At 37.3% G+C, this 22287-nt stretch carries 17 protein-coding genes; 10 read left to right on the top strand and 7 right to left on the bottom strand.

The window, feature by feature from the left end; translation table 11 throughout:
• Positions 1 to 848: 848 nt before the first annotated feature.
• On the bottom strand, positions 849 to 3731 hold the full coding sequence (locus tag D172_RS18985) for an insulinase family protein (protein WP_007375538.1): 2883 nt from the start codon (positions 3729 to 3731) through the stop codon (positions 849 to 851).
• Between the two features lie 240 nt (positions 3732 to 3971).
• Here D172_RS18985 and D172_RS18980 point away from each other — a divergent pair, with 240 nt between their 5' ends.
• Entirely contained in the window at positions 3972 to 4388 is a 417-nt protein-coding gene (locus tag D172_RS18980) for an MAPEG family protein (protein WP_007375539.1), read from the top strand.
• Between the two features lie 67 nt (positions 4389 to 4455).
• On the opposite strand, the gene D172_RS18975 is transcribed toward D172_RS18980, so the two are convergent.
• Positions 4456 to 5196, bottom strand: coding sequence for a peptidylprolyl isomerase (locus tag D172_RS18975; protein WP_007375540.1), 741 nt, complete (start codon positions 5194 to 5196; stop codon positions 4456 to 4458).
• A 249-nt stretch (positions 5197 to 5445) separates the two neighbouring features.
• Here D172_RS18975 and D172_RS18970 point away from each other — a divergent pair, with 249 nt between their 5' ends.
• Together D172_RS18970 and ushA are read left to right on the top strand one after the other, a co-directional pair.
• Positions 5446 to 5631 carry a hypothetical protein gene (locus tag D172_RS18970; RefSeq protein WP_007375541.1) on the top strand — a complete coding sequence of 62 codons (186 nt, stop codon included), beginning with the start codon at positions 5446 to 5448 and terminating at the stop codon, positions 5629 to 5631.
• 87 nt (positions 5632 to 5718) lie between these two features.
• Complete coding sequence (ushA, locus tag D172_RS18965) at positions 5719 to 7338, top strand: bifunctional UDP-sugar hydrolase/5'-nucleotidase UshA (protein WP_007375542.1); 1620 nt, start codon at positions 5719 to 5721, stop codon at positions 7336 to 7338.
• Positions 7339 to 7367: 29 nt separating this feature from the next.
• On the opposite strand, the gene D172_RS18960 is transcribed toward ushA, so the two are convergent.
• Both D172_RS18960 and D172_RS18955 read right to left on the bottom strand, forming a co-directional pair.
• The gene (locus D172_RS18960) at positions 7368 to 8312 is read right to left on the bottom strand and encodes a hypothetical protein (protein WP_007375543.1); all 945 of its coding nucleotides are present in this window, start codon (positions 8310 to 8312) and stop codon (positions 7368 to 7370) included.
• Positions 8305 to 9201, bottom strand: coding sequence for a hypothetical protein (locus D172_RS18955; protein ID WP_188085299.1), 897 nt, complete (start codon positions 9199 to 9201; stop codon positions 8305 to 8307). Before D172_RS18955 ends, D172_RS18960 begins: the two co-directional genes overlap by 8 nt.
• A 221-nt stretch (positions 9202 to 9422) precedes the next feature.
• Between D172_RS18955 and D172_RS18950 the strand changes: the two genes are divergently transcribed.
• The 3 genes from D172_RS18950 to D172_RS18940 all read left to right on the top strand — a co-directional run bounded on the left by D172_RS18950 (position 9423) and on the right by D172_RS18940 (position 16964).
• Positions 9423 to 10277, top strand: coding sequence for a S1/P1 nuclease (locus D172_RS18950; protein WP_007375545.1), 855 nt, complete (start codon positions 9423 to 9425; stop codon positions 10275 to 10277).
• A 43-nt stretch (positions 10278 to 10320) separates the two neighbouring features.
• A complete protein-coding gene (locus D172_RS18945; RefSeq protein ID WP_007375546.1) occupies positions 10321 to 13494 on the top strand; it encodes a TonB-dependent receptor in 3174 nt (1057 codons plus the stop codon).
• Positions 13495 to 13835: 341 nt separating this feature from the next.
• Positions 13836 to 16964 carry a TonB-dependent receptor gene (locus D172_RS18940; protein ID WP_007375547.1) on the top strand — a complete coding sequence of 1043 codons (3129 nt, stop codon included), beginning with the start codon at positions 13836 to 13838 and terminating at the stop codon, positions 16962 to 16964.
• Positions 16965 to 17015: 51 nt separating this feature from the next.
• Here D172_RS18940 and D172_RS18935 read toward each other — a convergent pair whose 3' ends face one another.
• Complete coding sequence (locus D172_RS18935) at positions 17016 to 17447, bottom strand: MarR family winged helix-turn-helix transcriptional regulator (protein ID WP_007375548.1); 432 nt, start codon at positions 17445 to 17447, stop codon at positions 17016 to 17018.
• A gap of 151 nt (positions 17448 to 17598) precedes the next feature.
• Here D172_RS18935 and hmgA point away from each other — a divergent pair, with 151 nt between their 5' ends.
• Positions 17599 to 18900, top strand: coding sequence for a homogentisate 1,2-dioxygenase (gene hmgA, locus D172_RS18930; RefSeq protein WP_007375549.1), 1302 nt, complete (start codon positions 17599 to 17601; stop codon positions 18898 to 18900).
• 2 nt (positions 18901 to 18902) lie between these two features.
• The gene (maiA, locus tag D172_RS18925; protein WP_007375550.1) at positions 18903 to 19532 is read left to right on the top strand and encodes a maleylacetoacetate isomerase; all 630 of its coding nucleotides are present in this window, start codon (positions 18903 to 18905) and stop codon (positions 19530 to 19532) included.
• Between the two features lie 11 nt (positions 19533 to 19543).
• On the opposite strand, the gene D172_RS18920 is transcribed toward maiA, so the two are convergent.
• Positions 19544 to 19777, bottom strand: coding sequence for a TIGR02647 family protein (locus tag D172_RS18920; protein WP_007375551.1), 234 nt, complete (start codon positions 19775 to 19777; stop codon positions 19544 to 19546).
• A 126-nt stretch (positions 19778 to 19903) separates the two neighbouring features.
• Here D172_RS18920 and D172_RS18915 point away from each other — a divergent pair, with 126 nt between their 5' ends.
• Complete coding sequence (locus D172_RS18915) at positions 19904 to 20206, top strand: DUF1496 domain-containing protein (protein WP_007375552.1); 303 nt, start codon at positions 19904 to 19906, stop codon at positions 20204 to 20206.
• A gap of 54 nt (positions 20207 to 20260) precedes the next feature.
• Positions 20261 to 20569: a VF530 family DNA-binding protein gene (locus D172_RS18910; RefSeq protein WP_033023078.1), complete on the top strand. Its 309-nt coding sequence runs from the start codon at positions 20261 to 20263 to the stop codon at positions 20567 to 20569.
• A 50-nt stretch (positions 20570 to 20619) separates the two neighbouring features.
• On the opposite strand, the gene D172_RS18905 is transcribed toward D172_RS18910, so the two are convergent.
• Entirely contained in the window at positions 20620 to 22239 is a 1620-nt protein-coding gene (locus D172_RS18905; protein ID WP_007375554.1) for a diacylglycerol kinase family protein, read from the bottom strand.
• Positions 22240 to 22287 lie beyond the last annotated feature (48 nt).

Raw genomic sequence — 22287 nt, 5'->3', positions numbered from 1 at the left:
ACTAATTGCAAGCCAATATTTAAATTAAAAAATAAGATACAAAATTACTATTCGTTAACAAATGTTAACTTGTGGAGGTTAAAACAAGTTTCTTATGGATTTTACGAATATTCAAGGTAGGTTCCGATGACGCATGCTAGCAGAAGTTACTGTTGATGAGTAAATGGATAAACCGAACTTTTCCTTATTATTTAACCTGAACTCTGGATAATAAATCTATCTCGCTCAGCTATTTTCAACGCTAACTGCGTTGAATTTACTTGCAATAGGCTGGCTAGAGAAAATAAATTTAAATATCACTTTAATTCAATACGTTAGTAAATATTTTAACCGGAGTTCAGGTTATACCAATCTGATCATATATGGGGTCTATTTAACGATAAGAAAATTTCGCTAGAACTAGGCAAAAATTTTTGTATCTAGTTGTTCTAAATAAAAATTTTTAACAACACTGTAGAGTGATTTAATTCGATAAATTGTTAAAATATTTACACAGGTTGGTATTATTTACGGAAAAATTAGAATTTGCATTAGGGCATGTGATCTTTGGTGGCTTAATTTCCAGCAATATGTTTGGTTTTTAAGCAAGGCAGAGCGTATGGTGTTTATTCCCCATAAATAGGCGATAACGAAGCATAAATACCAAACATGCGCCGCGATTTAATCGCCTCTAGATTGAAAAAATTTCAATCCACACAGGTCAACACGCCCTAGTAAAAATAATAAACTTTTAGCTAAACCATTAAAATATAAATATTAAAAATAACGATTTTAGAAGTGAAGAGTTAGTGTATAAAAGTAAAACCAGTACATTTGCACCGGTTTCACTTTACATATAACAGAGCGTATTACTTTTGTAACTTGATGCCATTGTAATAGGCATCAAGCGTTGTGATTTTAGTTTGATTTGGTAAATCGGCAAAGTCACTTTCTATAAACTTAGTCCCGCGTAATTGCACATTTAAACGTGCAGCATTAGGGTTAAGCATTGTTTGCTTGTAGTAGTCTTTTATATCTGCAAGCGTTACTTTTTCAACTTCATCAATCAGCTTTTGCTTAGAATCAAAGGTAAAGTTTTCACGGTACCAATCGTTTATAAGTGGGCTCATTTCGTCACTTAAGTTTTTAGGCTGCTCTTTAAGTGATACAAGGGTAGAGTTTTTCAGCTGCTCAAAAGTCTCTTCGCTCATGTTATCGAGTTCAACTGCGTATTCTTTTTTAAACTTATCAAAACGAGCTTGTATTTCTTTTGGTCCTTTAACCGGTGTTTGGATATACAAACCAATTGCTGAGTAATCTTCAATTGGGCGAGCTAACGCACCTACTGCGTATGCAAGTTGCTCCTCAGTACGCATTTTATCAAACGCAACTGTTCTAAAGTGGCTTTGTAATACAGCTGCTTCTGCTTTTTGTTTGTAACCCGCAACAGGATGAACGGTCATATCAACCACCGCTACATCGGCTACATCAATATCTTTTTGCAGTACCAGCGTTTCGCCCGGTTGTGGCAACCACGCTTTGCTTCGTGCAAATTCACTGCGCTTATGATTACTTGGTAATGTTGCACTTAACTCTTGTGCAATCGCGTCAATATCTTGCTGATCGTAGTTACCGTAACTAAATACGCGTAAATCGTTTTGTGCAAACGTAGCTGTTTTTAATTGTGCTAAGTCGGCAACACTCAGTGAGTCAGCGGCTTTTATAAGCGCATCTGTATCAAAGCCACCTGTACGCGTTAGTTTTGAATACTCGCCAAATGCTTGTGCATACGGAAACTGCTTTTGTTGGTTTAGTAAATTACGTTTAAAACGATCTACCGCTTGGCTAAATGCTTGTGCTGTTTCATCGGCTTTTAACCCGGTTAAAGCTTGTTTAAGCAATACATCTTGCTTATCTGTAAAACCACTCATAGATAAAACAAGACCATTACTCGGTGCTAAGCTTACGCTCATACCGGCGATTGCTGCTTCGGTACTTAACTGACTTTGTTGAATATTATATAAATCAGCCCAAACAGAATAAAGGACTTCTGCTTTAATATCGTTCAAACCGGGTTGAGTATTTATATAAACTTCGACAAGCCCTTTTGGCTGCTCTGCAAATTTTTGACTTGCTTGGCGCCATACTTTTACACCATTTTTATCGTAAGCAAGTTCTGGGTGTTTTTGCTCTTTAAATGCTTGCGTTTTTATTGCAAAATTTTCAGGCAATAAATTGTTTACTGTTGGTAGTGCTAACTTAAATTCGCTTGGTTTTTTCCAGCTGGCAATTTCATCATCGCTAATGTCACTGATGCGGTATTTACCGTCGTAAAAGTGTAGTTGTGAGTCAGTCTCTTCTTGCTGCGATACATACCAAATACGAAGGGTATCGGCATTTAACTGCTCAAGTACATTGTTTACAGCGTCAGCGTCAAACTTTGCATAATAATAAGGTGCATTAATAGCGTGATTTAACGGATAATCTTGCATACTTTGTGTAAGTGAGCTTACATAATTAAATTCATCACCTTTTTCTAAAAACTTAAATTGGTTATTAAGGGAAGTACGAATTTCGTTGAAGTACTTGCTATCAACGCCTTCTTTTTTAATTAGGTCGATGTACTGCATGATAGTTGCAACTATTTCGTCACGATTTTTCATGCCTTCATCTGTAAGCTCTACATTTACATTTAACGAACCGTAGTTGCCATATTGATTTGGTGCAGCTGAAGCTGAAAGCTGAGATACCCACCCTTTATCACGAAGAAGTTGCGCTGGGCTGCCCGGCATTTCATTACTTAGTAAATACGCTACAAATCGGTTTGGTTTAAGTGCAAATTCACTATTATTATTAGCAATGGTGAAATCAAGTTGCAGCTGTTTTACATCTTCATTTGGTGCATAAAACACGCGTTTTCCGCCAGCGTTATCAAAATCAAGTTTTGCAGTCACTGTTGGTTTTTCGATATTTTTATTTTTTATGTCAGCAAAGTATTTTTGCGCTTTTTGCTCCATTTCAGCAATAGGTAAATTAGAAATAAGCGCAACTTTCATAATATTTGAAGAGTAGTATTTATTATAAAAATCAACCGTTTCTTTATGAAGTGAACTGTTTTCTTTATCGCCAAGGGTTTCTAGGTTACCAATTAAAAAGCGATTAGCTGGGTGATCGCCCATCATTTTACGCGCGAGTTTAAATTGTCCAAAAAAGTCCATTTCGCGGCGCATTGACCACTCTGCGTTCACTGCATTTTTTTCTTTGTCTGTGTATTCTGGGTATAGCTTTGGCGCTTTGAAAAAATCGGCAAAACGATCTAATCCTTCATCAAACGCGTCGTTATTAATTTTAAACATGTAATTGGTAATATCGAGCCACGTATACGCGTTGTGCGCGCCACCATTTTTGGTCATAAAATCAGAATACCCTTTTGTATCTGGGTAACGATCTGTGCCTAAAAACAGCATGTGCTCTAAATAATGCGCCATACCTTGCTGCGACATCGGGTCGTGCAGTAAACCAACACCTACACTTAGTGCCGCTGCTGACTTTTCAGCACCTGGATCTGACACTAAAATAACTTCAATGTCGTTTGCCAGCTTAAGTGTTTTATATTCGCGGTTATCGTTAGGACTTACGACTAACGTATCTGATAGTAAAGAGGCCTGAGGCGCCACTGAAACCGAAGCCGTATTTGAACAACCACTTAAAACTGCAAGTGCGATGGCACTAAAACCAATAATCTTTTTCATTTTTGTTTTCCATTAAAAAGTATTGCGCAAAATAGCGTGCGCCAATTCAAAGCAATATAGTTAAGCTAAACTAACATTTTCAATTAATAACTTTCTACAAAATAACGCTATTTTGTGTAACACATTGTGAAAAATGACTTCATAATCGAATATTAGATTGGGAATCTGAAAACCTTACAAGATTAGAAATCATTCAATATCAAAAGATACACAAACTCTAAATAATAATAAGGAAAAATAATGGAAAAAATCATCATACTTGCCATGTTCACACAAGTTACACTTTCACTGGTTGTTATGCTCATTATGGGTAAAAGGCGCTTTGCAGCAGCTAAAAATAAACAACTAGATTTAAGCGATTTTAAAACAATGCAGTTAGATAAGGCTGGCGACACTATTAGGGTTGCAGATAGGAACTTTTCGAATCAGTTTGAAATACCTGTACTTTTTTACGCGGGATGTTTACTTGCACTACAACTAAGTAGCGCCAGTACACTTGTGGCTATATTGGCCTGTTTATTTGTAGCAACACGAATTGTGCATAGTGTTATTCATTTAGGTAAAAATAACGTACGCGCACGTTTTAACGTGTTTTTACTGGGTTGTATTTGTGTGTTTTCAATTTGGCTTGCGATGGTTTGGCGAATATTATTTTAAATAGCAAAGTTTAATAATAGTAATGTGGACGGCTGGTTTACGCCATCCACATTACCGTTAATTTTAATTATTTAGCACGTTTTACACGAGGTAACGCAAGTAAAAAAGCACCTAAAAGCCAAATTAACCCGCCGCCAGAGCTACTACCTGAATCTGTTGATGTGTCAGCGTCAATTAACGTATTTGCAGTGACTGTAAGCCCTGCTGAAGAATTCGGGTCATCATCCATTACAGTTACGCTTTGAATAGTCACTAAATTAGCACTGCTAATCGTTACGTCATTGCTTGAACATTGTTCAGCAGTAATATCAACAACTGGAGTTTCACCACAGTGCACCAAAGCTGCAATTTTATCTAAAGTAGATTGACTCGCTGCAGTAATTTGTCCGAACACAGTAAAACCACCATTTTGCGTATCAAGTGCAGCACTGTTATCGGTGATATTGAAAAACCACTGGCTTGTCGCGCTATTAGCATCACCTGATAATTTAGCCATAGCAATTGTACCCTTAACATTAGAAAAAACCGGCTCATTTATTACAGTAGGCTTTGTCGTAATCGCGTCTAATGAATCAGAAAATGTAAATCCACCACCTTGAATAACGAAATTACTGACAGAGCGGTGAATCACTGTTTCGTTATATGAATCATCTTGAACATAACTTAAAAAATTTTCGACTGTTTTAGGTGTTTGTTGATCAAAAAGGTTAATTTCTATCACACCTTGGCTCGTGTTCATTTCGACAATAGTAGCGGTGCTTGTAAAACTTGCTGCAGCGAGTACTGAGCCAAGTAAAAGTTTTTTCATGTTACATTCCTGTTGTTATATTTTTTAGATAAGTAGTTAATACGTTAACACATTAATACCATAGGCGATTAAAATCGATTCTAAAGTGCGAGTTGATACAAATCAGACCGTGTTGATAACAAATTAATTACATACATCATTATTTATATGCTTTTTAGCTATATAAATTTAATTATTTACAAATAAATCATCTAAAAAGCGTGACTACTTTTTGTTACTTTAAAAAAACACAAACAACAGGATCTAACAATGCCACACACTAAACAAACGATTTGCGACTTTGGTTTACACAAAGGTGAACCATACACAAAACTACCGGCGAGCTTTTTAACATGGATGATAGGTACTAATCACAGCAAGCGGGAATATGCGAATACCGAATTAAGGCGTCGAGAACGTGCCGCCACAAATCAATTAACTGCACCTTCTAAATAAAATGTAAATAAGTACGTTTTTTTAGGATTAAACTAGTTTAAACTACCCGCTCAATAAATTAAGTAGACCTTAATCCATAGGTATTTTATGCGTATTATTATTTTATTCTCAATTATTCTTAGTGTACTTGGTTGCACTTCATCATCAACTAGTAGTCCCTCAACTCAATACTTAACTGTTCTACATACAAATGATAACCATGGACGTTTTTGGCACAATGAAAAAGGCGAATACGGCATGGCTGCACGTAAAACGCTTATTGATTCGCTTCGAGCTGAAGCGAACAAACAAGGTCATGCCGTTTTACTACTCTCTGGTGGTGATATTAATACGGGTATTCCTGAGTCAGACTTACAAAAAGCAGAACCTGACTTTAAAGGAATGTCGCTGATTGGTTACGATGCAATGGCATTGGGTAATCACGAATTCGACAACCCTATTGATGTTTTAAAGCAACAGCAAAAATGGGTGAACTTTCCTTTTTTATCAGCCAATATATTTGAAAAAGAGACAGGCGAGCACGCGTTTGATAGCTATAAAATATTCAAAAAAAATGGCTTAACTATTGCCGTTATTGGATTAACAACAACCGACACAGCTAAAATTGGTAATCCTCAGTATATTGGGCACTTAGAGTTTAAAGACCCTGTTGACGTTACCGCAAAACTAGCTAAAGAAATAAAAGCTAAGTACAATCCTGACATTACAATCGCCCTGACTCATATGGGTCATTATGTTGATGCTAGCTTTGGTATTAACGCACCAGGCGATGTAACGCTTGCCCGCTCACTTCCTGCAAACACGCTTGATATGATCATTGGTGGTCACTCACAAGAACCTGTGTGTATGAGTGATAAAAATGTAAATGACGATAACTTTAAACCAGGCCTTGCCTGTAAACCAGACCAGCAAAACGGTACTTACATTATGCAGGCCCATGAATGGGGTAAGTATGTGGGTAAAGCTGAGTTTAAACTTGAAAACGGTAAATTAACATTACTTGACTACAAACTTATGCCAGTTAATTTATATGTTGATAAAGTACAAGCTGATGGTTCTACTAAAGCAGTCTTAGCAAACGAGTACATTAAACCAGACTCAAAACTTGAATCTTATTTAGCGGTATACCAAGCTAAAGGCGCTAAACAAATTGAAGGTACCATTGGTGAAGTAGATGCTCGTTTAGAAGGTGACAGAAACAAAGTCCGCTATCAACAAACAAATCTTGCACGCGTAATTATTCAAGCGCAAATGGATGTAGTGGGTGCAGACTTTGGACTGATAAGTGGTGGTGGCATTCGCAGCTCAATTGATGCTGGTGAAGTAAGCTATAAAGATATTTTAAAAGTACATCCTTTTAAAAATCGCATTACTTATATGGATTGGCAAGGCAGTGATTTATGGGATTATTTAAATACAGTAACGAGCTTCCCACCGGATGCAGGTGCTTATTTGCAATACCATAAACTATCGTTTGAGCGTAAAGATGGACAGCTAGTTAATGTGCTTATTAATGGCCAGCCTTTTAATAAACATAATACGTATAGAATGAGTCTAAATAGCTATAACGCATCAGGCGGTGATGGCTACCCTGCCCTTACAAATAAAAAGGGGTTTGTTAGTACAGATGAAACAGATGCCCAAGCCCTTCAAGACTTTATATCAAAAAACAGCCCTCTTAAAACGGCTGAGTTTGCTCCTAAGTAAATAAAGATAATAAGAGGAAAGTAGCCAAGCTACTTTCCTCTTATTTCGATATTGCCTTTTCTAATATTTGCCAGCCCATAACTATGCAAACGAGAGCGAGAGCCCTCACCATACGCTTTTGGTGGATAATATAATTCTTTCTCTTCAGGGCATTCGTTAAGTACTTCATCTAGTGCCGCACGTATTTCACTCAACGTTTTTTCAAGACTATTATTAAAGTTTGGTCTTTTTCTAACTGTGTGACCAAGTTGGACTAACCTATAAAAATACTTGTTAGCAAGCTCTAGCAGCTCCTCTGGTACATCTTTATTATGACTAAGTGCTACATCATCGTTATTTGTACAATACTCTATAAGTGCTAAATAAAAGCACAATGGCTTATTGGCTAAACATATTTTTTGTTCTGGGTTACAACTACTAGATAATGTTTTATCGTTAAGATCAACAATAAGTATCAGCGGCGTAGGCTCTACAATTGATTGATGCTTTGCATTATTAAACTGCTTATTGCTTTGTTTAATAAACGCAAACTTTACCCAAAAACTAATCAACACACTTAATACCAAAAATATAAAATAATAAATAAAATGACTCAGCGGAAAGTGAATGTGTTTAACACTAAAAACAACTAATACGAGTCCGTTATTTGTGCTCAAATTACGTATTATTTGGCTTGAGTTTATAGGTGTTGCCATTTCGCTTTTTGGTGCAATAGCAACAACTTTAAGCCCACTCATATTAATGTAGCTATTTAAGATTTTGATATAGCTGTTAACTGCATCTTTATTACCTGAATGCTTAAGCAGCTCATTTGGTAAATCAAGTAATGGTAAATCTAGTGCTATTTGCCTTTCTATCTGCGTTATTTTTTGTTTAGTTACTTGCTGGTTTTTTTGAGTTACAGAAATATAAAAAACAGACGATAAAGTTAAAAACAAGCAAAATAAAACAAGCAGTTGTTTATATTTACTCATCACTAACTTCCTCTTTTAAGTTTACTGAACTAGTACCGCAACTCCAAAATGGCTGTACGTTTTGATAGTAATGCAAACTTTGATCTTTAGACATATCAAGTAAATTTGCTTGCACTGCACACAATAAATCAGTATTGTTTTGCTGCATTTTTAAGTACCATCTTGTTCCTGAAATGTTATTACTCAATGGCGTAATATAGTTTTTAGAAAAACGTTTTTCGTCGCTCTCTTTCCAAAACGAGGCAATAATATCTACTTTTCCGTCGGCGAGTAAATCACGTAATTCGTTATGAGAGCTAGCATAAGTGATTTTCAAATTAGCTAAATTTATATCCAACTCTTTAAACGTCTGCTTTGGTAAAATATGCCCTGAGCGGCTGGTCGGATAATCAAGCAAACCTATGCGCTTATCTAAAAAGTATTGTTTTGTGATTCGAGGTTTTTCTTTAGAAGATATAAAAAAGGCCGTGTAGTCAGAAAAGCCAACAACAGGCTGGTAGTTATAGGTCGACTCTGCTTTAAAGGCTGCCATAATATTATTTTTAGCCAAAATTAAATCAGCAATACCTTTACCAACAAACTCAAAGCTGTCTGCCGTTCTATACCCCCAATATCCTTTTACAGAGCCATACTGCTTAGACACTACGTTATCAGAACACAAATTTTGTGTTAATAACTTGGCTATTTTTTTTGATTGCGTAAAAACAATCAATTGGCTTTTATTACTTGTTGCTGTTGTTTGACACTCTGTTGAGGTTTCGATCATAACTGGGAAATGCAAATCATCGTTATACACACTAACTTGTCCACAAACCCACGTAACGACCAATAAAACAAACAAAAATGTAACAATTAACGTTTTATGTAACACGATATTTTTCAAATTCAACGCAGTGCCACTCAAAAATAAATCATATATTGTATTTGAACAACTTTACTTACTTATTACAACAAGTAATTTTACCTGTTAATTATAAGCTATTGATTTTAATCACAAGTGAATAAGAAAGTATGAATTTTAATAAGTCCTTCCTATCAACATTAAAAGTGAGGACAATTGACCGCATTAGCTTATAGCAACCCCATGAAATATTCATTTAGGAAGTTCTAATGCATAACAATATAAAATACTCGATATCTTCTTTGCTTTTGATTAGTGCAATATTCACAAGCACTAACTCATACGCTTGGGGTCAAAATGGCCATCGTATTGTAGGGAAGATTGCAGAATCTCATATAAGCGAAACAACAAAAACGGCAATACAACCCTACCTTGATGGTGAGTCACTTGCGCAAATATCAACGTGGCCTGATGAAATGCGCTCTGCTCCTGGCGACTTTTGGCAAAAGAAATCATCTCGTTGGCATTACATTAACGCAGCACCAGGAAAAACTTTCAGCTTCAATCACGATCACACTAAAAACAAAGAATCTGTAAGTAATATCCTAGAGGGCATTCACTATTCAATGCAAACGCTCACTGATAAAAATAGCACCTTAGATGCTAAGCAGTTCAGTTTGCGTTTTTTAGTGCATTTAGTAGGCGATAGCCATCAGCCCTTTCATGCCGGTCGAGGTGAAGACAGAGGTGGTAACCGTATCAAGGTTTCATTTTTTAACGAAGAAACAAACCTTCACAGCCTTTGGGATACTAAGTTAATCGAAAACCAGAACTTGTCTTACACCGAATTTGCACAATTTATTGATACAAACAATAAAGAACTAATTGCTGAGTATTTACAAAGCTCACCTAAAACTTGGGTTGAAGAATCTCATAATTTAGCAACAAAAATTTATAAATATACCAACGATGAAATTGGTTATAGCTACATTTATAACAACACTCCAATTGTAAAAACACGCTTACAACAAGCGGGTATTCGACTAGCTGGATTACTAAATGCCTTATTTGACCCTTCTGCAAAAGAGTTAGAAACGGCGCTGAAAATGACGACTGACAAATAAGCTGTATTAAATTTATATAACCTACACACGGGAAATCAACATTATGACTAAGCTTCGCCTTTCGAAATTAACTGGAGCGGTAATTTTAGCTCTAGGTGTTTCTACAAGCGCAATGGCTGCTGATACTTCATCTGCAATGCGTGGTAAAATCACAACGCCTTCAGGTGGCAGTGCTGCAAACGTTAAAATCAAAGTAGTTCACCAACCAACGGGAACTATTAGCGAGCTCACTACAAACGAAAGTGGTACGTTTATCGCTAATGGTTTACGTGTAGGTGGTCCTTACATGGTGATCATCGATTCTGATACGTTTAACGACACAACGGTTGAAAATATCTACTTAAACCTTGGTGAAACTTACCGTTTAAGCTCACAGCTAGCTCCGCTAAACATCGAAAAGATTGAAGTGTCTGGTTATAAGATTGTTCAACAATCAGGTGGCTCTAGCAGTACATTTGGCTCTGACACTATTGAAAATATGCCAAGCTTTAATCGCGACATTAAAGATATTGCGCGCTTAAACCCACTTGCCAGTATTAATGGTAATGGTGAGCTAACGTTTGCAGGTAGTAACCCTCGTACTAACGGTTTAACCGTTGACGGTATTGGTCAAAATGATGACTTTGGCTTGAACTTTGGTGGCTACCCTACTTCTCAGCCTCCTGTAGCACTTGATGCTATTGAACAAGTTTCTGTTGATGTATCTCCTTTCTCAGCTTCTAAAGGTAACTTTGGTGGCGGTACTATTAACGCAGTAACAAAATCTGGTACAAATGAGTTCAAATTTTCTGGCTTTTACGAAATATCTACTCCTGAGATAGCTGGCGATGTTGATAATATTGTACAAGAAGACGATCTTGATGAGCTAGGTCATAAAACTTACTCTACAAATAAAGTAGAGCCGATTAAAACTGAAGAAAGATTTGGTTTTAACGTTGGTGGAGCGATTATTGCTGATGAACTGTTTTACTTTGTTAACTATGCAGAATGGTCAAGTGAATTAGATCTAGATTACGGCTTTGACGGCTCTGGTGCTTCAAATGAATTTAATACTTCTGAAGCTAACTATAATCGTTTTATCTCTATCTTAAATAATGAATACGGCTTAACTGATTCATTAGCCGGTGCGCCAGAAGATACAAACAAAAACTTGCTTGTTAAATTAAGCTGGAACGCAAGTGATGACCATCGTTTAGATTTCACTTATCAATGGCAAGACGACCAAGATGAGCGTAACTCTAGCACTGGCGGTGATAATATAGCCTTAGTTTCAAGCACTTATGCATACGTAACTAAGTTTAATAACTTTTCATCTAAACTTTACTCTGATTGGTCTGAAAACTTTTCAACAGAAATTGGTGTGTCGTATAAAGATGTTACCTCTGATAGCGCAACTCGCTCTAACTTAGGAAGCATTACTGTTGAGGAAGACGGTCGAAATGGTCCTTCTTACAACTTTGGTACAGATCAATACCGCCATGCAAACCGTTCAGAAACACAAAACCTAACTTTTACGTTAGACGCTACGTATTTAATGGATGAGCATGAAATAAACTTTGGAGCTCAGTACGAGTCACTTCGTTTATATAACTTGTTTGCTCAAAACTCTCTTGGAACGTGGAAATTTGATAGCTTAGAAAATTTTGAAAACCGTGAAATTGGTTCTTATGATTTCTCTTATCAAAATGCTTACACTAATGATTCAGCTGATACAGCATATGATGTAAGACGTAACCAGCTAGCGCTTTACATAGAAGATACTTTTTATGTAGGTGACGATTTAGAAGTTACAGCAGGTATTCGTTATGAGCGCTTATCATCTGATGATAAACCAACTCTAAATGAAAACTTTGCTAATACGTATGGCTTTACTAACCAAGAAAATCTTGATGGCCTAGATATTATACTTCCTCGTGTTGGCTTTAAGTACTACGTAACAGAAGCGCTTACTATTAATGGTGGTATTGGTCGTTTCCAAGGCGGCATTCCAAATGTTTGGTATAACAATTCATTCCAAAGTGATGGCATTACTTTAGTATCAGCACAAAACGATGTAATTAATGATTACTATGCAAATAACACAGCTGATATTACTCAGGTTCCTGATGAAATAAAAAATACATTAGAGCAAGGTGCTGGTAGCGTTGCGTATATCGACCCTGACTTTAAATTGCCTTCAAGCATTCGTACTCAAATAGGTTTTGAATATGAGTTTGATTCTGAACTATTAGGTGATGGCTTTAAATGGCAAGCAGAGATTGCTTATCATAAAAAAGAGAATGAAGCGGTATGGCATAATTCGTCTATTAACCCAGTAGGCTTAGCAGCGGACGGCGAACGTGTTATCAATCAAAGTATTTACAGTGGCGATAATGTTGACATAGAAATGACTAATTCATCGGATGATGGTCGTTCAATTATTATTTCAACGGGTATTGCTAAACAATGGGACAATGGCCTGTTTGTATCGGCAAGCTATGCTCACCAAGATGTTACAGAATCATCAGCAGGTTCAGCCTCTCAGGCAGAAGGTAACTATAAGCACAATATTACAGTAAATCGTAATGAAGATATTGCAGCACGTGGCTTTTACGAAGTTGAGCACAGCTTTAAAATTAACTTAGCATATAACACTGAAATTTTTGAAGGATATGCTACTAAATTTAACGTGTATTTTGAGCGTCGTTCAGGTCGCCCATTTAGTTATACTATGAATATGTATAAAAAAGGTGATTTAGGAGATACAAGCTCTTTATTCTCTAATGGTGCCTACTTACCTTATATTCCTACAGGTGCTGATGATCCGAATGTAAATTGGGCTGATTCTAAAATGACTTGGGCTGAGTTAGAACCGTTATTAGAGCGTGCTGGTATATCTCAACGTGGTGGTATTTTAGGTAAAAACACAGCAACTCAGCCTTGGGTAACAACCATGGATGTAAGCATCAAGCAAGAAATACCTGGCTTTGCACAAGGTCACAGTGGTGAGGTTTACTTTATGATTGATAACTTCGCAAACCTTTTAAACAGTGACTGGGGTATAGAAAAGCGCTTAGGTTACTCTAACCAAACTATTTATGACTTTGGTGGTCTTGATGATCAAGGCAGATATAAAATAGACAACAGTTTTGGCGGTGCGGATGTGCGTAATTACTCGCAAATCAGTTCATCGTCATCAGCTTGGCAGGCTAAAGTTGGTATCAGCTACAAATTTTAAGCCTTAAAAACAATACAAATAACGTGTTAAGTTATTTGTAAATCACAATAAACCCATTGCAATTTGTAATGGGTTTTTTCATATTCCTCCCTATAATTTCACATGTTTGTCATAAAGCCCGCGTAATATATACCCCGATATAGAGTTATTGCTCAAAAAAACACTCAAATAGACAAAAATAGTACTATTTATTAAAAATATATTGCAGTTGTATTTTATTTGTAACGAATAAATGAGGTACACTAGTAACGGATTTTGAATAAATGAACTTCGACTGTTTATTTTTCAAAATTTAAAATAAAAATATAAAAATTTAATTATTAACTACACGGGAAAATTAAATGAAAACTCAATTACGCAAAACAGCTCTTTCACTTGCTATTGCAGCATGTGTTGGTGTAAGTGGCGCTGCAATGGCTAACGAAACGACCTCTGCAATTAAAGGTCAAGTAATGGGGCCTAATGGCAACCCAGCAGCCGGCACTAAAGTAACAATTTTACACGTGCCTTCTGGATCAGTAAAAACAACTGAAGTAAATGACGCTGGTTATTTCACAGCCAAAGGCCTACGTGTTGGCGGTCCTTATAAAGTAATTGTTGATTCTGATGTATATGCAGACCAAGAATTCAATAACATTATTCTTAATATTGGTAACGACTACCCAGTAAACGTTTCTCTTGAGTCACAATCAAGCATGGAACAAATTGTAGTTTCTGGCGCGCCAATTAGCTCTATGTCTGGTGGTACTGGTCCGGCGTCTACATTTACGCTAACTGATCTTGAAAATACACCAGCTATTAACCGTGATTTAAAAGACATTATCCGTATTGACCCACGTATCACAATCGATGATAGCCGTGGTTCAATTAACTGTGGTGGTGGTAACCCTCGCTACAACAGCTTAACGCTAGACGGCGTTCGAATGAACGACAACTTTGGTTTAAGCTCAAATGGTTACCCAACTATTCGCGCCCCTTTCTCTTTTGATTCAATTGAACAAGTTTCAGCTGAACTTGCACCGTTTGACGTTCAATACGGTGGTTTTACATCGTGTAACATCAACGCAGTAACCAAATCTGGTGGCAATGATGTTCATGGCGCTGTTTTCTATGATTACACTAGCGACTCTTTCAAGGGTGATAAAATTGAAGGTGATGACGTTGATAACGGTAACTATACTGAAAAACGTTACGGCTTCAACGTAGGTCTTCCACTAATTGAAGATAAACTATTTTTATTCACTTCATATGAAAAACTTGAAGGCGTTCAACAGTTTAACTACGATGGTTTAAGCAGCGGTAGTGTAACTGCTGATGATATTTCTCGAATTCAGAGCATTTCTCAATCTGTTTACGGTTATGATGCCGGTGGTATGCCTTCAAGTATGCCTGTTGAAGATGAAAAAATACTAGTTAAACTAGATTGGAACATCAACGAAGATCACCGCGCAAACTTAATCTACAACTACAACGATGGTAATACTGTTTCACAGTCTGATACTGGCTCTAGCCGTGTATCACTATCTAACCACTTTTATGACCAAAGTGCAGAATTCACTTCAATCATTGCATCTGTTTACTCTGATTGGTCAGATGACTTCTCTACTGAAGTTCGAATTGGTAAATCTGAGCTTGATGCAACAGTACAATCACTAGATGCAGCAAGCAGCTTTGGTGAAATGCAAATTCGTACCGACGATGGTGGTACAGTTTATATTGGTCCAGATGATTCACGTCAATCAAATGACTTAGATTACGATACAACTACATTTAAAGTTGCAGGTACTTACTACCTTGATCAACATACAATTACTGCTGGTTATGAGTTCGAAGAGTTAGATGTATTTAACTTATTCGTTCAGCATACTGAAGGTGAATATCGTTTTGACTCAATAAATAATTTTGAGGCAGGTCTTGCCGACCGTATCTACTACAATAATGCGGCAGGTACGAATGATCCAAATGATGCTGCTGCGAGCTTTTCATACGCTCAACATACATTTTACGTGCAAGACGAGTACTCGTTCACTGATTTAGATGCAAACATCACGTTTGGTCTACGTTATGATAAATACACCAGTGATGATGCACCTAACTTAAATCAAAACTTTACTGATCGCTATGGCTACAGCAACCAAAGTACATTTGATGGTATTGATTTAATTCAACCTCGTGTAGGCTTCCAATGGTACGCTACAGACGCACTTGAAGTACGTGCAGGCGTTGGCTTGTTCTCAGGCGGTAATCCTAACGTTTGGTTATCAAATTCATATTCGAATGATGGTATAACAAACATTGGTACATTACTTCGCGATGACGATAATAAAATTGATTTATTCAATACAGCTAATGTAAATGCTGGTAAACCAGGTTTTGAAGTTCCTCAGCAATTATTTGATGAGGTTGGTAATACTGTAATCGGCTCAGGTGATTCAGCAACAAACGCTGTTGACCCAGACTTCGAAATTCCTTCAGAATGGAAGTATTCACTTGGTGCAACATACACAACTGAAAACGAGTATGTTATTTCACTTGATTACTTATACTCTAAGAAAAGAGACGCTGCATTAACGCGTGACATCGCTCTTCAAGATAGCGGCGAAAATACTTTTGACGGTCGCCCTATCTACGAGTCAATTGAAGGTCGCAAGGAGGAATACCTTCTTACAAATGTAACTGGTGATAGCGGTGATTCATCGGTTATCTCATTAGCGGTTAGCAAGATGTTTGATAATGGTGTGAGCGTAAACTTTGGTTATGCATACACAGATTCTGATGATGTTAACCCAATGACTAGCTCTACAGCAGGTTCTAACTACGGTAATATTGCGCTAACAGATCCAGGTAACCCAGGTGTTGCTTCATCTGATTACGAAATCCCACATCGTTTTACTATGACTCTTGGTTATAGTCATGAGTTTGTTGATGGATTTGCTACTCGCTTTAACCTATTCGGTGAAGCATATAAAGGCTTACCTTACAGCTACACATTTGATGGCAGTGATAGCAAATTCGGTGACTCAAACTGGAATGGCAACCGCCAGCTATTGTATGTTCCACTAGAAAACGATCCTAACGTTGTTTACGACATGAGTGCTGCTGATATCAATGAATTCAATGAATTTATTGCATCAAATGGTTTAAAACGTGGTCAAACGACTAGCCGTAACGCAGAGAACTCTGATTGGTTTGTTAAGTTTAACTTTAAAGTGACACAAGAGCTTCCAGGTTTTATGGAAGGTCACAAAGGTGAAGCATTCTTCGTAATTGATAACCTTACAAATCTGTTAAACGATGATTGGGGCGTACTTAAGAAAGGTCCTTTCGTAGGCGCTAGCATGATTTCAACATCAATTGATGAAGAAGGCCGCTACGTATACTCAGACTTTAACAAAAACAACGCAAATACATCAGTACAATCTGATGCGTCTTTATGGCAAATGCGTGTAGGTGTTCGTTACACTTTCTAATTTAGAATTGTAAACAAATACATTTTTTAAAAGCCCACTTTGTGGGCTTTTTTATGCTTTTAATTTATTATTTAACTTTTCAAAAATACTCACTAATACTCCGTATTCTTCGTTGGTTAAAGTGCTCAGTAATTGTTTTTCCCAATTCAGTGCATCGGGCGCTATATTTTCATATAAGCTTTGCCCTGCTTTGCTCAGTACAAGTAAGGCCGCGCGTTTGTCTTGTGCATTTAACTCACTTTTCACTAAACCTTTATCTATTAAAACTTTTACCGCACGCGACACTGTCGACTTATCCATGTTTGCTTGCGTGCATAAATCCTTTGCGTTGCTCTGGCCATACTGCGCTAAGTTAGCAAGTATTCGCCACTGGGGAATATTTAAACCGTACTTAGTTTGATAAACCTCGGCAAAGTCGTTACTTACACGTGTTGCTACATTCGTTAATTGATAAGGTAAAAACGTTGCTAAATCAATTTTCATTTTTGGTTATCCCAGCTTTATAAGGCTTACTTTGGTGTTCATTAATATTTACGCAGGTGCATACTTGCACATTTGATATTAGTCTCACTTGAGAGTATCTTAACTGAAATAAAAATAATATTAAACCAACCCCCTCTCACAGGAGTCAGTAATGGCGACACAATTAAGTTATATGACCGGTTTTGGTAATGAATTTGAAACACAAGCGCTACCCGGTGCACTGCCAATAGGGCAATTTAGCCCACAAAAGGTTAAATACGATTTATACACCGAGCAATTTAGTTCGACTGCGTTTACGGCTCCTCGCGCTTCAAATCGCCGCACTTGGTTTTACCGTCTTCGTCCGTCTGTAGTGCAAGGAGATTACCAAGCAATTGATAACGGCCTAATAAGAACAGCTCCAATCACTGAAGCCGTAACACCACCAACAATGCTACGTTGGAATCCTATTGATATGCCTTCACAGTCTACTGACTTTATTGATGGCTTGGTAACGATGGCAGCTAATGGCAATGCTAATGGGCAATCTGGTATTGGCATTCATGTATATGTCGCTAATCGGTCAATGCAAGGACGTTACTTTTGCAATGCCGATGGCGAAATGTTGTTTGTTCCTCAGCAAGGTGAGTTATTAATTCACACCGAGTGCGGTAAGTTAAGCATTAAGCCAGGTGAAATTGCTGTAATTCCCAGAGGAATTAAGTTCTCTGTTGATTTAATTGACGATACAGCCCGTGGTTATATTTGTGAAAATTATGGCCATGCTCTTGAGCTTGCCGAGCGAGGACCTGTTGGTGCAAACGGTTATGCCAACGACAGAGACTTTCAATACCCCGTTGCTGCCTTTGAAGATAAAGAAGGTGACTTTGAGCTTGTTTCTAAATTTAACGGTAATTTATTTAGCTGTGAAATTAAGCACTCTCCTTTTGATGTGGTTGCATGGACAGGTAATAGTGCGCCCTATAAATACGACTTATCGCGTTTTAATGTGATGAATACAGTGAGCTTTGATCACCCCGATCCATCTATATTCACTGTGCTAACCTCTCCTTCTGCTACTGAGGGTATGGCAAATGTCGATTTTGTGATATTTCCACCGCGTTGGATGGTAGCCGAAAATACATTTCGCCCGCCTTATTATCACCGCAATATTATGAGTGAATTTATGGGCTTGATTGAAGGTGTGTATGATGCAAAAGAGCATGGTTTTGTACCTGGTGGCGCAAGTTTACACAATTGTATGTCGCCACATGGACCTGAAGCCGACGTATTTGAAAAAGCCTCAAACGCTGAGCTTACACCACAAAAATACGAAAACACATTGGCCTTTATGTTTGAGTCGCGCTATATAATTTCACCGACAAAATATGCATTAGAAGGTAAAGAGCGCCAACTAAACTACACCGATTGCTGGCGTACTATTAAAAAACAATTTACAGGTTCACAGGATTAATTATGAAATTATACAGCTACTTTCGCTCATCAGCGGCTTATAGAGTGCGTATAGCGCTTAACTTAAAAGCAATCGATCATGAACTTGCTATTGTTAACCTTTTAAAATCGGAGCAGCTTGGGGAAGAATACTTAGCGACTAATCCGCAAGGGTTACTACCTGCACTTGAAACCGATAATGGTGTTTTAGCACAATCGCTTGCAATACTGGAATGGCTAGATGAAACTTATCCGCAATCGCCATTAATTACAGGGACTGCGTGGCAAAAGGCGCAAATAAGAAACTTAAGCTTTGCCATTGCTTGCGATATTCATCCTGTTAATAATTTACGCGTGCTGAAGTATTTATCAAACGAATTAGGTGTTGATGACGAGGCTAAAAATAAATGGTATCGACATTGGATAGAAGTTGGTTTTGAAAAAATAGAACTGATGCTAAACGAAAATGATGGCTACTGCTTTGGTGACCAACCAACACTTGCTGACATTTGTTTAGTGCCGCAAGTATTTAATGCAATTCGTTTTAACGTAGATATGAGCGCTTATCCAAAAATTGCAGCCATTTACGAACACTGTAATAAATTAGCTGCATTTAATGACGCTGCACCGCAAAATCAACCCGATGCAAATTAAGCCAATTTAGATTAACTTTGCAGCGCGCTATGAATAACCGTAACGTGCTCAATTAAATCTAAGCCCAGATCAGTTAAATATCCGCCATCTGGGCTATCTATAATCCCTTTTTCAAATAAACGTTGCGCTGCGCTAAGTAAGCTTGGCTCTGCGTCTGAATGTAATTTAATACCTTGCATTTTACTGTCGCGAGGGAATTTTGCTAATAGTGTGAATTCTTCGATCATTGTTTGATTAAATTGCATTGTGTGCACCTTTTTATTGTTCTGTGAATAACTAAGTTTATACTTAAAATCACTTTGTGTACTTTACACTAGCACGTTTTTTAGCTTAATGTATTATTTTTAACCCTCCCTATTTAAAGGCCTCTAATGCGTAACTTTTTAATTCTATGCTTTTGTTTTAGCAGCTTATCGTATTCAATACTTAGTGAAGCAACAACGCTAAAAACCCATTCAATTATTGATGCAAACCAGTTTGTAAATGAAGAAGCTAACTGTTGGTACGACAACAAACGCTATAGCGAAGGGGCATTAATACAAGTTCACTCTTTTACACTTTTGTGTGGTGCTAAAACACCCCAACACAGTAACAGCCAACTCATTTGGCTTAAAATAGATAAGCAAGGTAATGCTATTTACCCAACAGTTCCTAAAACAATCACTGTGAATTAGCGCTAAAAGCTGATTTGAGCTACAATGCACGCAGTTTAAATAAGTAGTATGGCTATGGATAATCAACCTAAAAACCCTTTACATGGGGTAACGTTAGAACAAATACTTGTTGAGTTAGAACAGCGACTTGGCTGGAGAACACTTGGCGAGCAAGTAAAAATCAAATGCTTTACTGATCAACCGAGCATTAAATCGAGTTTAAAGTTTTTGCGTAAAACGCCTTGGGCTCGCGATAAAGTGGAAGCACTTTATATTCACACTATAAATAACAAACCTATTCGTAGCCCAAAAAGTGCACCGAGAGAAACATCTTCTCAAGCGCCGGATACTACAGGGTTTGTTTGGCCATCAATTAAAAAATGATGTAAAAAAGGAGCTAATTTAGCTCCTTTTTTGATTGTAGCAAGCGCGATTTATTGCTCTTTACAAATCACATTTAATGAGGCTGGTTCAATAGTAATAACCAGTTTTTGAGCTGTTTTAACCTCACCGTCAAGTACATACTTAAGCTCTCCTTCGCCTGTAACCTCGACCCTTTTAGCATTTGTATGGTGCGAATTTATTGCTAAATGTGTTTGCGTTAAACTACTAAACATCAGTTCTGCAATACTTAGTACTGTAGTTGAATCTTCATTATTTGGTGTTAACCAATTTACATCGAGTAGTCCGTCACTATGATCAGGTTGCCCGCCACCTTGCGCCAATAACGTTGTAAAAGGCGCAGCATTAGCCACAATAAAGCTATTGGTGCAAATTTCTTGAGGTTCATTGTCATCAAGCTTTACGTTAAGTAACAATGATTTTTGCTCGTTAAAGGCTTGAAAAAAGCCGTTCAAATAAGCAAGTTGCCCTGATTTATTTTTGGATTTTCTATCTGCTTTTTCAATCATTGACTGCTCAAAGCCAATACCCGCAAGCAACAATACCAGTTCATTATTGCAATAAGCAGTATCTATTAAACTTGTTTGACCATTTATAATTAAATCACAAGCTTGTTCTACAGGAATAAATTTAGAGCTAATACCCATTAATACATGGGCTAGTGCATTCGCTGTACCCATTGGGATGATACCTAGTTTACATCGTGTATTTACAAGTATGCTTGCAACTTCTGCTACGGTACCATCGCCACCACACGCTATTATAATATCTGGATTTTGCGCAATTGCCTGTTTAGCAAGCTCAATACCATTAACCTCTTTTGAAGTAGTAAGCACTTTCAAATCGTAATAGGTCGATAGCCGCGCAACAATTAAATGCTCTTTTTCTTGCCATAATCGTGTACCAGATACAGGGTTTGCAATTAAAACGGCTTTGTTTTTAATCAGCAGTTCGCCTTTTTTATGGCGTTTAGCTAGATGACGAAGCTGATGCTTATTTAAGTTTGCGGTTTCGCGGGTTTCTTTTATTTGTGCAAGCACTTCATGTACATCTGCATTTTTATTTTGACTCAATAAATAAGCCGCCATAACAAAAACTGAACGCCCACGCCCTAAAGCGCAATGTACAACAACGCGATGATTTTCTTTAATATGGTGATGTATCCAATTAATAGCCTGATTTAACTGCGAATGGGTAGGAATACTATGATCGAGTACCGGAATATTTAAGTAATCAATACTTTCTTGCGTAGAGCTCCATTCGAGGCCGTCAAATTCACACGTTACATCTAAAATAGCCGTGATCCCGTTACTTTTTAATGTATCTATATCTGAGGGGAATAATCGGCAAGCTAAAAATAGATTTTCGTTTATTTGTTGAATGGGCGGTACTTTATCGCGCTTACGTGACCAAGCATTATAGATTTGTACACCAAGCAGAAATGGTACAAACGCCCAGCGTATATAAAAAGGGATCACCCCATTTTCACGTTTTCTAAATATTTTTGCAGTATTAAAAATATATGCGGTACTCACTAATAAAAGTGACAGTGCAGTCCAATAAAAAATAATAGCAAAATAAACAGAGTCCACTTCCCAACCAATAAAAATAAGCAGTAGTGCTAAAAGTGAATAACCAATTGCAGCCCACATAATTTCTCCTTGTTATAAATAATCCCGTTTTTTAATCTTAATTTAAAC

Source organism: Pseudoalteromonas sp. Bsw20308, from assembly GCF_000310105.2.
Classification (GTDB): domain Bacteria; phylum Pseudomonadota; class Gammaproteobacteria; order Enterobacterales; family Alteromonadaceae; genus Pseudoalteromonas; species Pseudoalteromonas fuliginea.
Note: the sequence above shows the minus strand (reverse complement) of the source record. Positions and strands in the feature narration are given on the sequence as shown.

Bases quoted from the DNA above. Each gene is read 5' to 3' on its own strand.
- D172_RS18985 (WP_007375538.1), bottom strand. From the start codon at position 3,731: ATGAAAAAGATTATTGGTTTTAGTGCCATCGCACTTGCAGTTTTAAGT.
- D172_RS18980 (WP_007375539.1), top strand. From the start codon at position 3,972: ATGGAAAAAATCATCATACTTGCCATGTTCACACAAGTTACACTTTCA.
- D172_RS18975 (WP_007375540.1), bottom strand. From the start codon at position 5,196: ATGAAAAAACTTTTACTTGGCTCAGTACTCGCTGCAGCAAGTTTTACA.
- D172_RS18970 (WP_007375541.1), top strand. From the start codon at position 5,446: ATGCCACACACTAAACAAACGATTTGCGACTTTGGTTTACACAAAGGT.
- ushA (WP_007375542.1), top strand. From the start codon at position 5,719: ATGCGTATTATTATTTTATTCTCAATTATTCTTAGTGTACTTGGTTGC.
- D172_RS18960 (WP_007375543.1), bottom strand. From the start codon at position 8,312: ATGAGTAAATATAAACAACTGCTTGTTTTATTTTGCTTGTTTTTAACT.
- D172_RS18950 (WP_007375545.1), top strand. From the start codon at position 9,423: ATGCATAACAATATAAAATACTCGATATCTTCTTTGCTTTTGATTAGT.
- D172_RS18945 (WP_007375546.1), top strand. From the start codon at position 10,321: ATGACTAAGCTTCGCCTTTCGAAATTAACTGGAGCGGTAATTTTAGCT.
- D172_RS18940 (WP_007375547.1), top strand. From the start codon at position 13,836: ATGAAAACTCAATTACGCAAAACAGCTCTTTCACTTGCTATTGCAGCA.
- D172_RS18935 (WP_007375548.1), bottom strand. From the start codon at position 17,447: ATGAAAATTGATTTAGCAACGTTTTTACCTTATCAATTAACGAATGTA.
- hmgA (WP_007375549.1), top strand. From the start codon at position 17,599: ATGGCGACACAATTAAGTTATATGACCGGTTTTGGTAATGAATTTGAA.
- maiA (WP_007375550.1), top strand. From the start codon at position 18,903: ATGAAATTATACAGCTACTTTCGCTCATCAGCGGCTTATAGAGTGCGT.
- D172_RS18920 (WP_007375551.1), bottom strand. From the start codon at position 19,777: ATGCAATTTAATCAAACAATGATCGAAGAATTCACACTATTAGCAAAA.
- D172_RS18915 (WP_007375552.1), top strand. From the start codon at position 19,904: ATGCGTAACTTTTTAATTCTATGCTTTTGTTTTAGCAGCTTATCGTAT.
- D172_RS18910 (WP_033023078.1), top strand. From the start codon at position 20,261: ATGGATAATCAACCTAAAAACCCTTTACATGGGGTAACGTTAGAACAA.
- D172_RS18905 (WP_007375554.1), bottom strand. From the start codon at position 22,239: ATGTGGGCTGCAATTGGTTATTCACTTTTAGCACTACTGCTTATTTTT.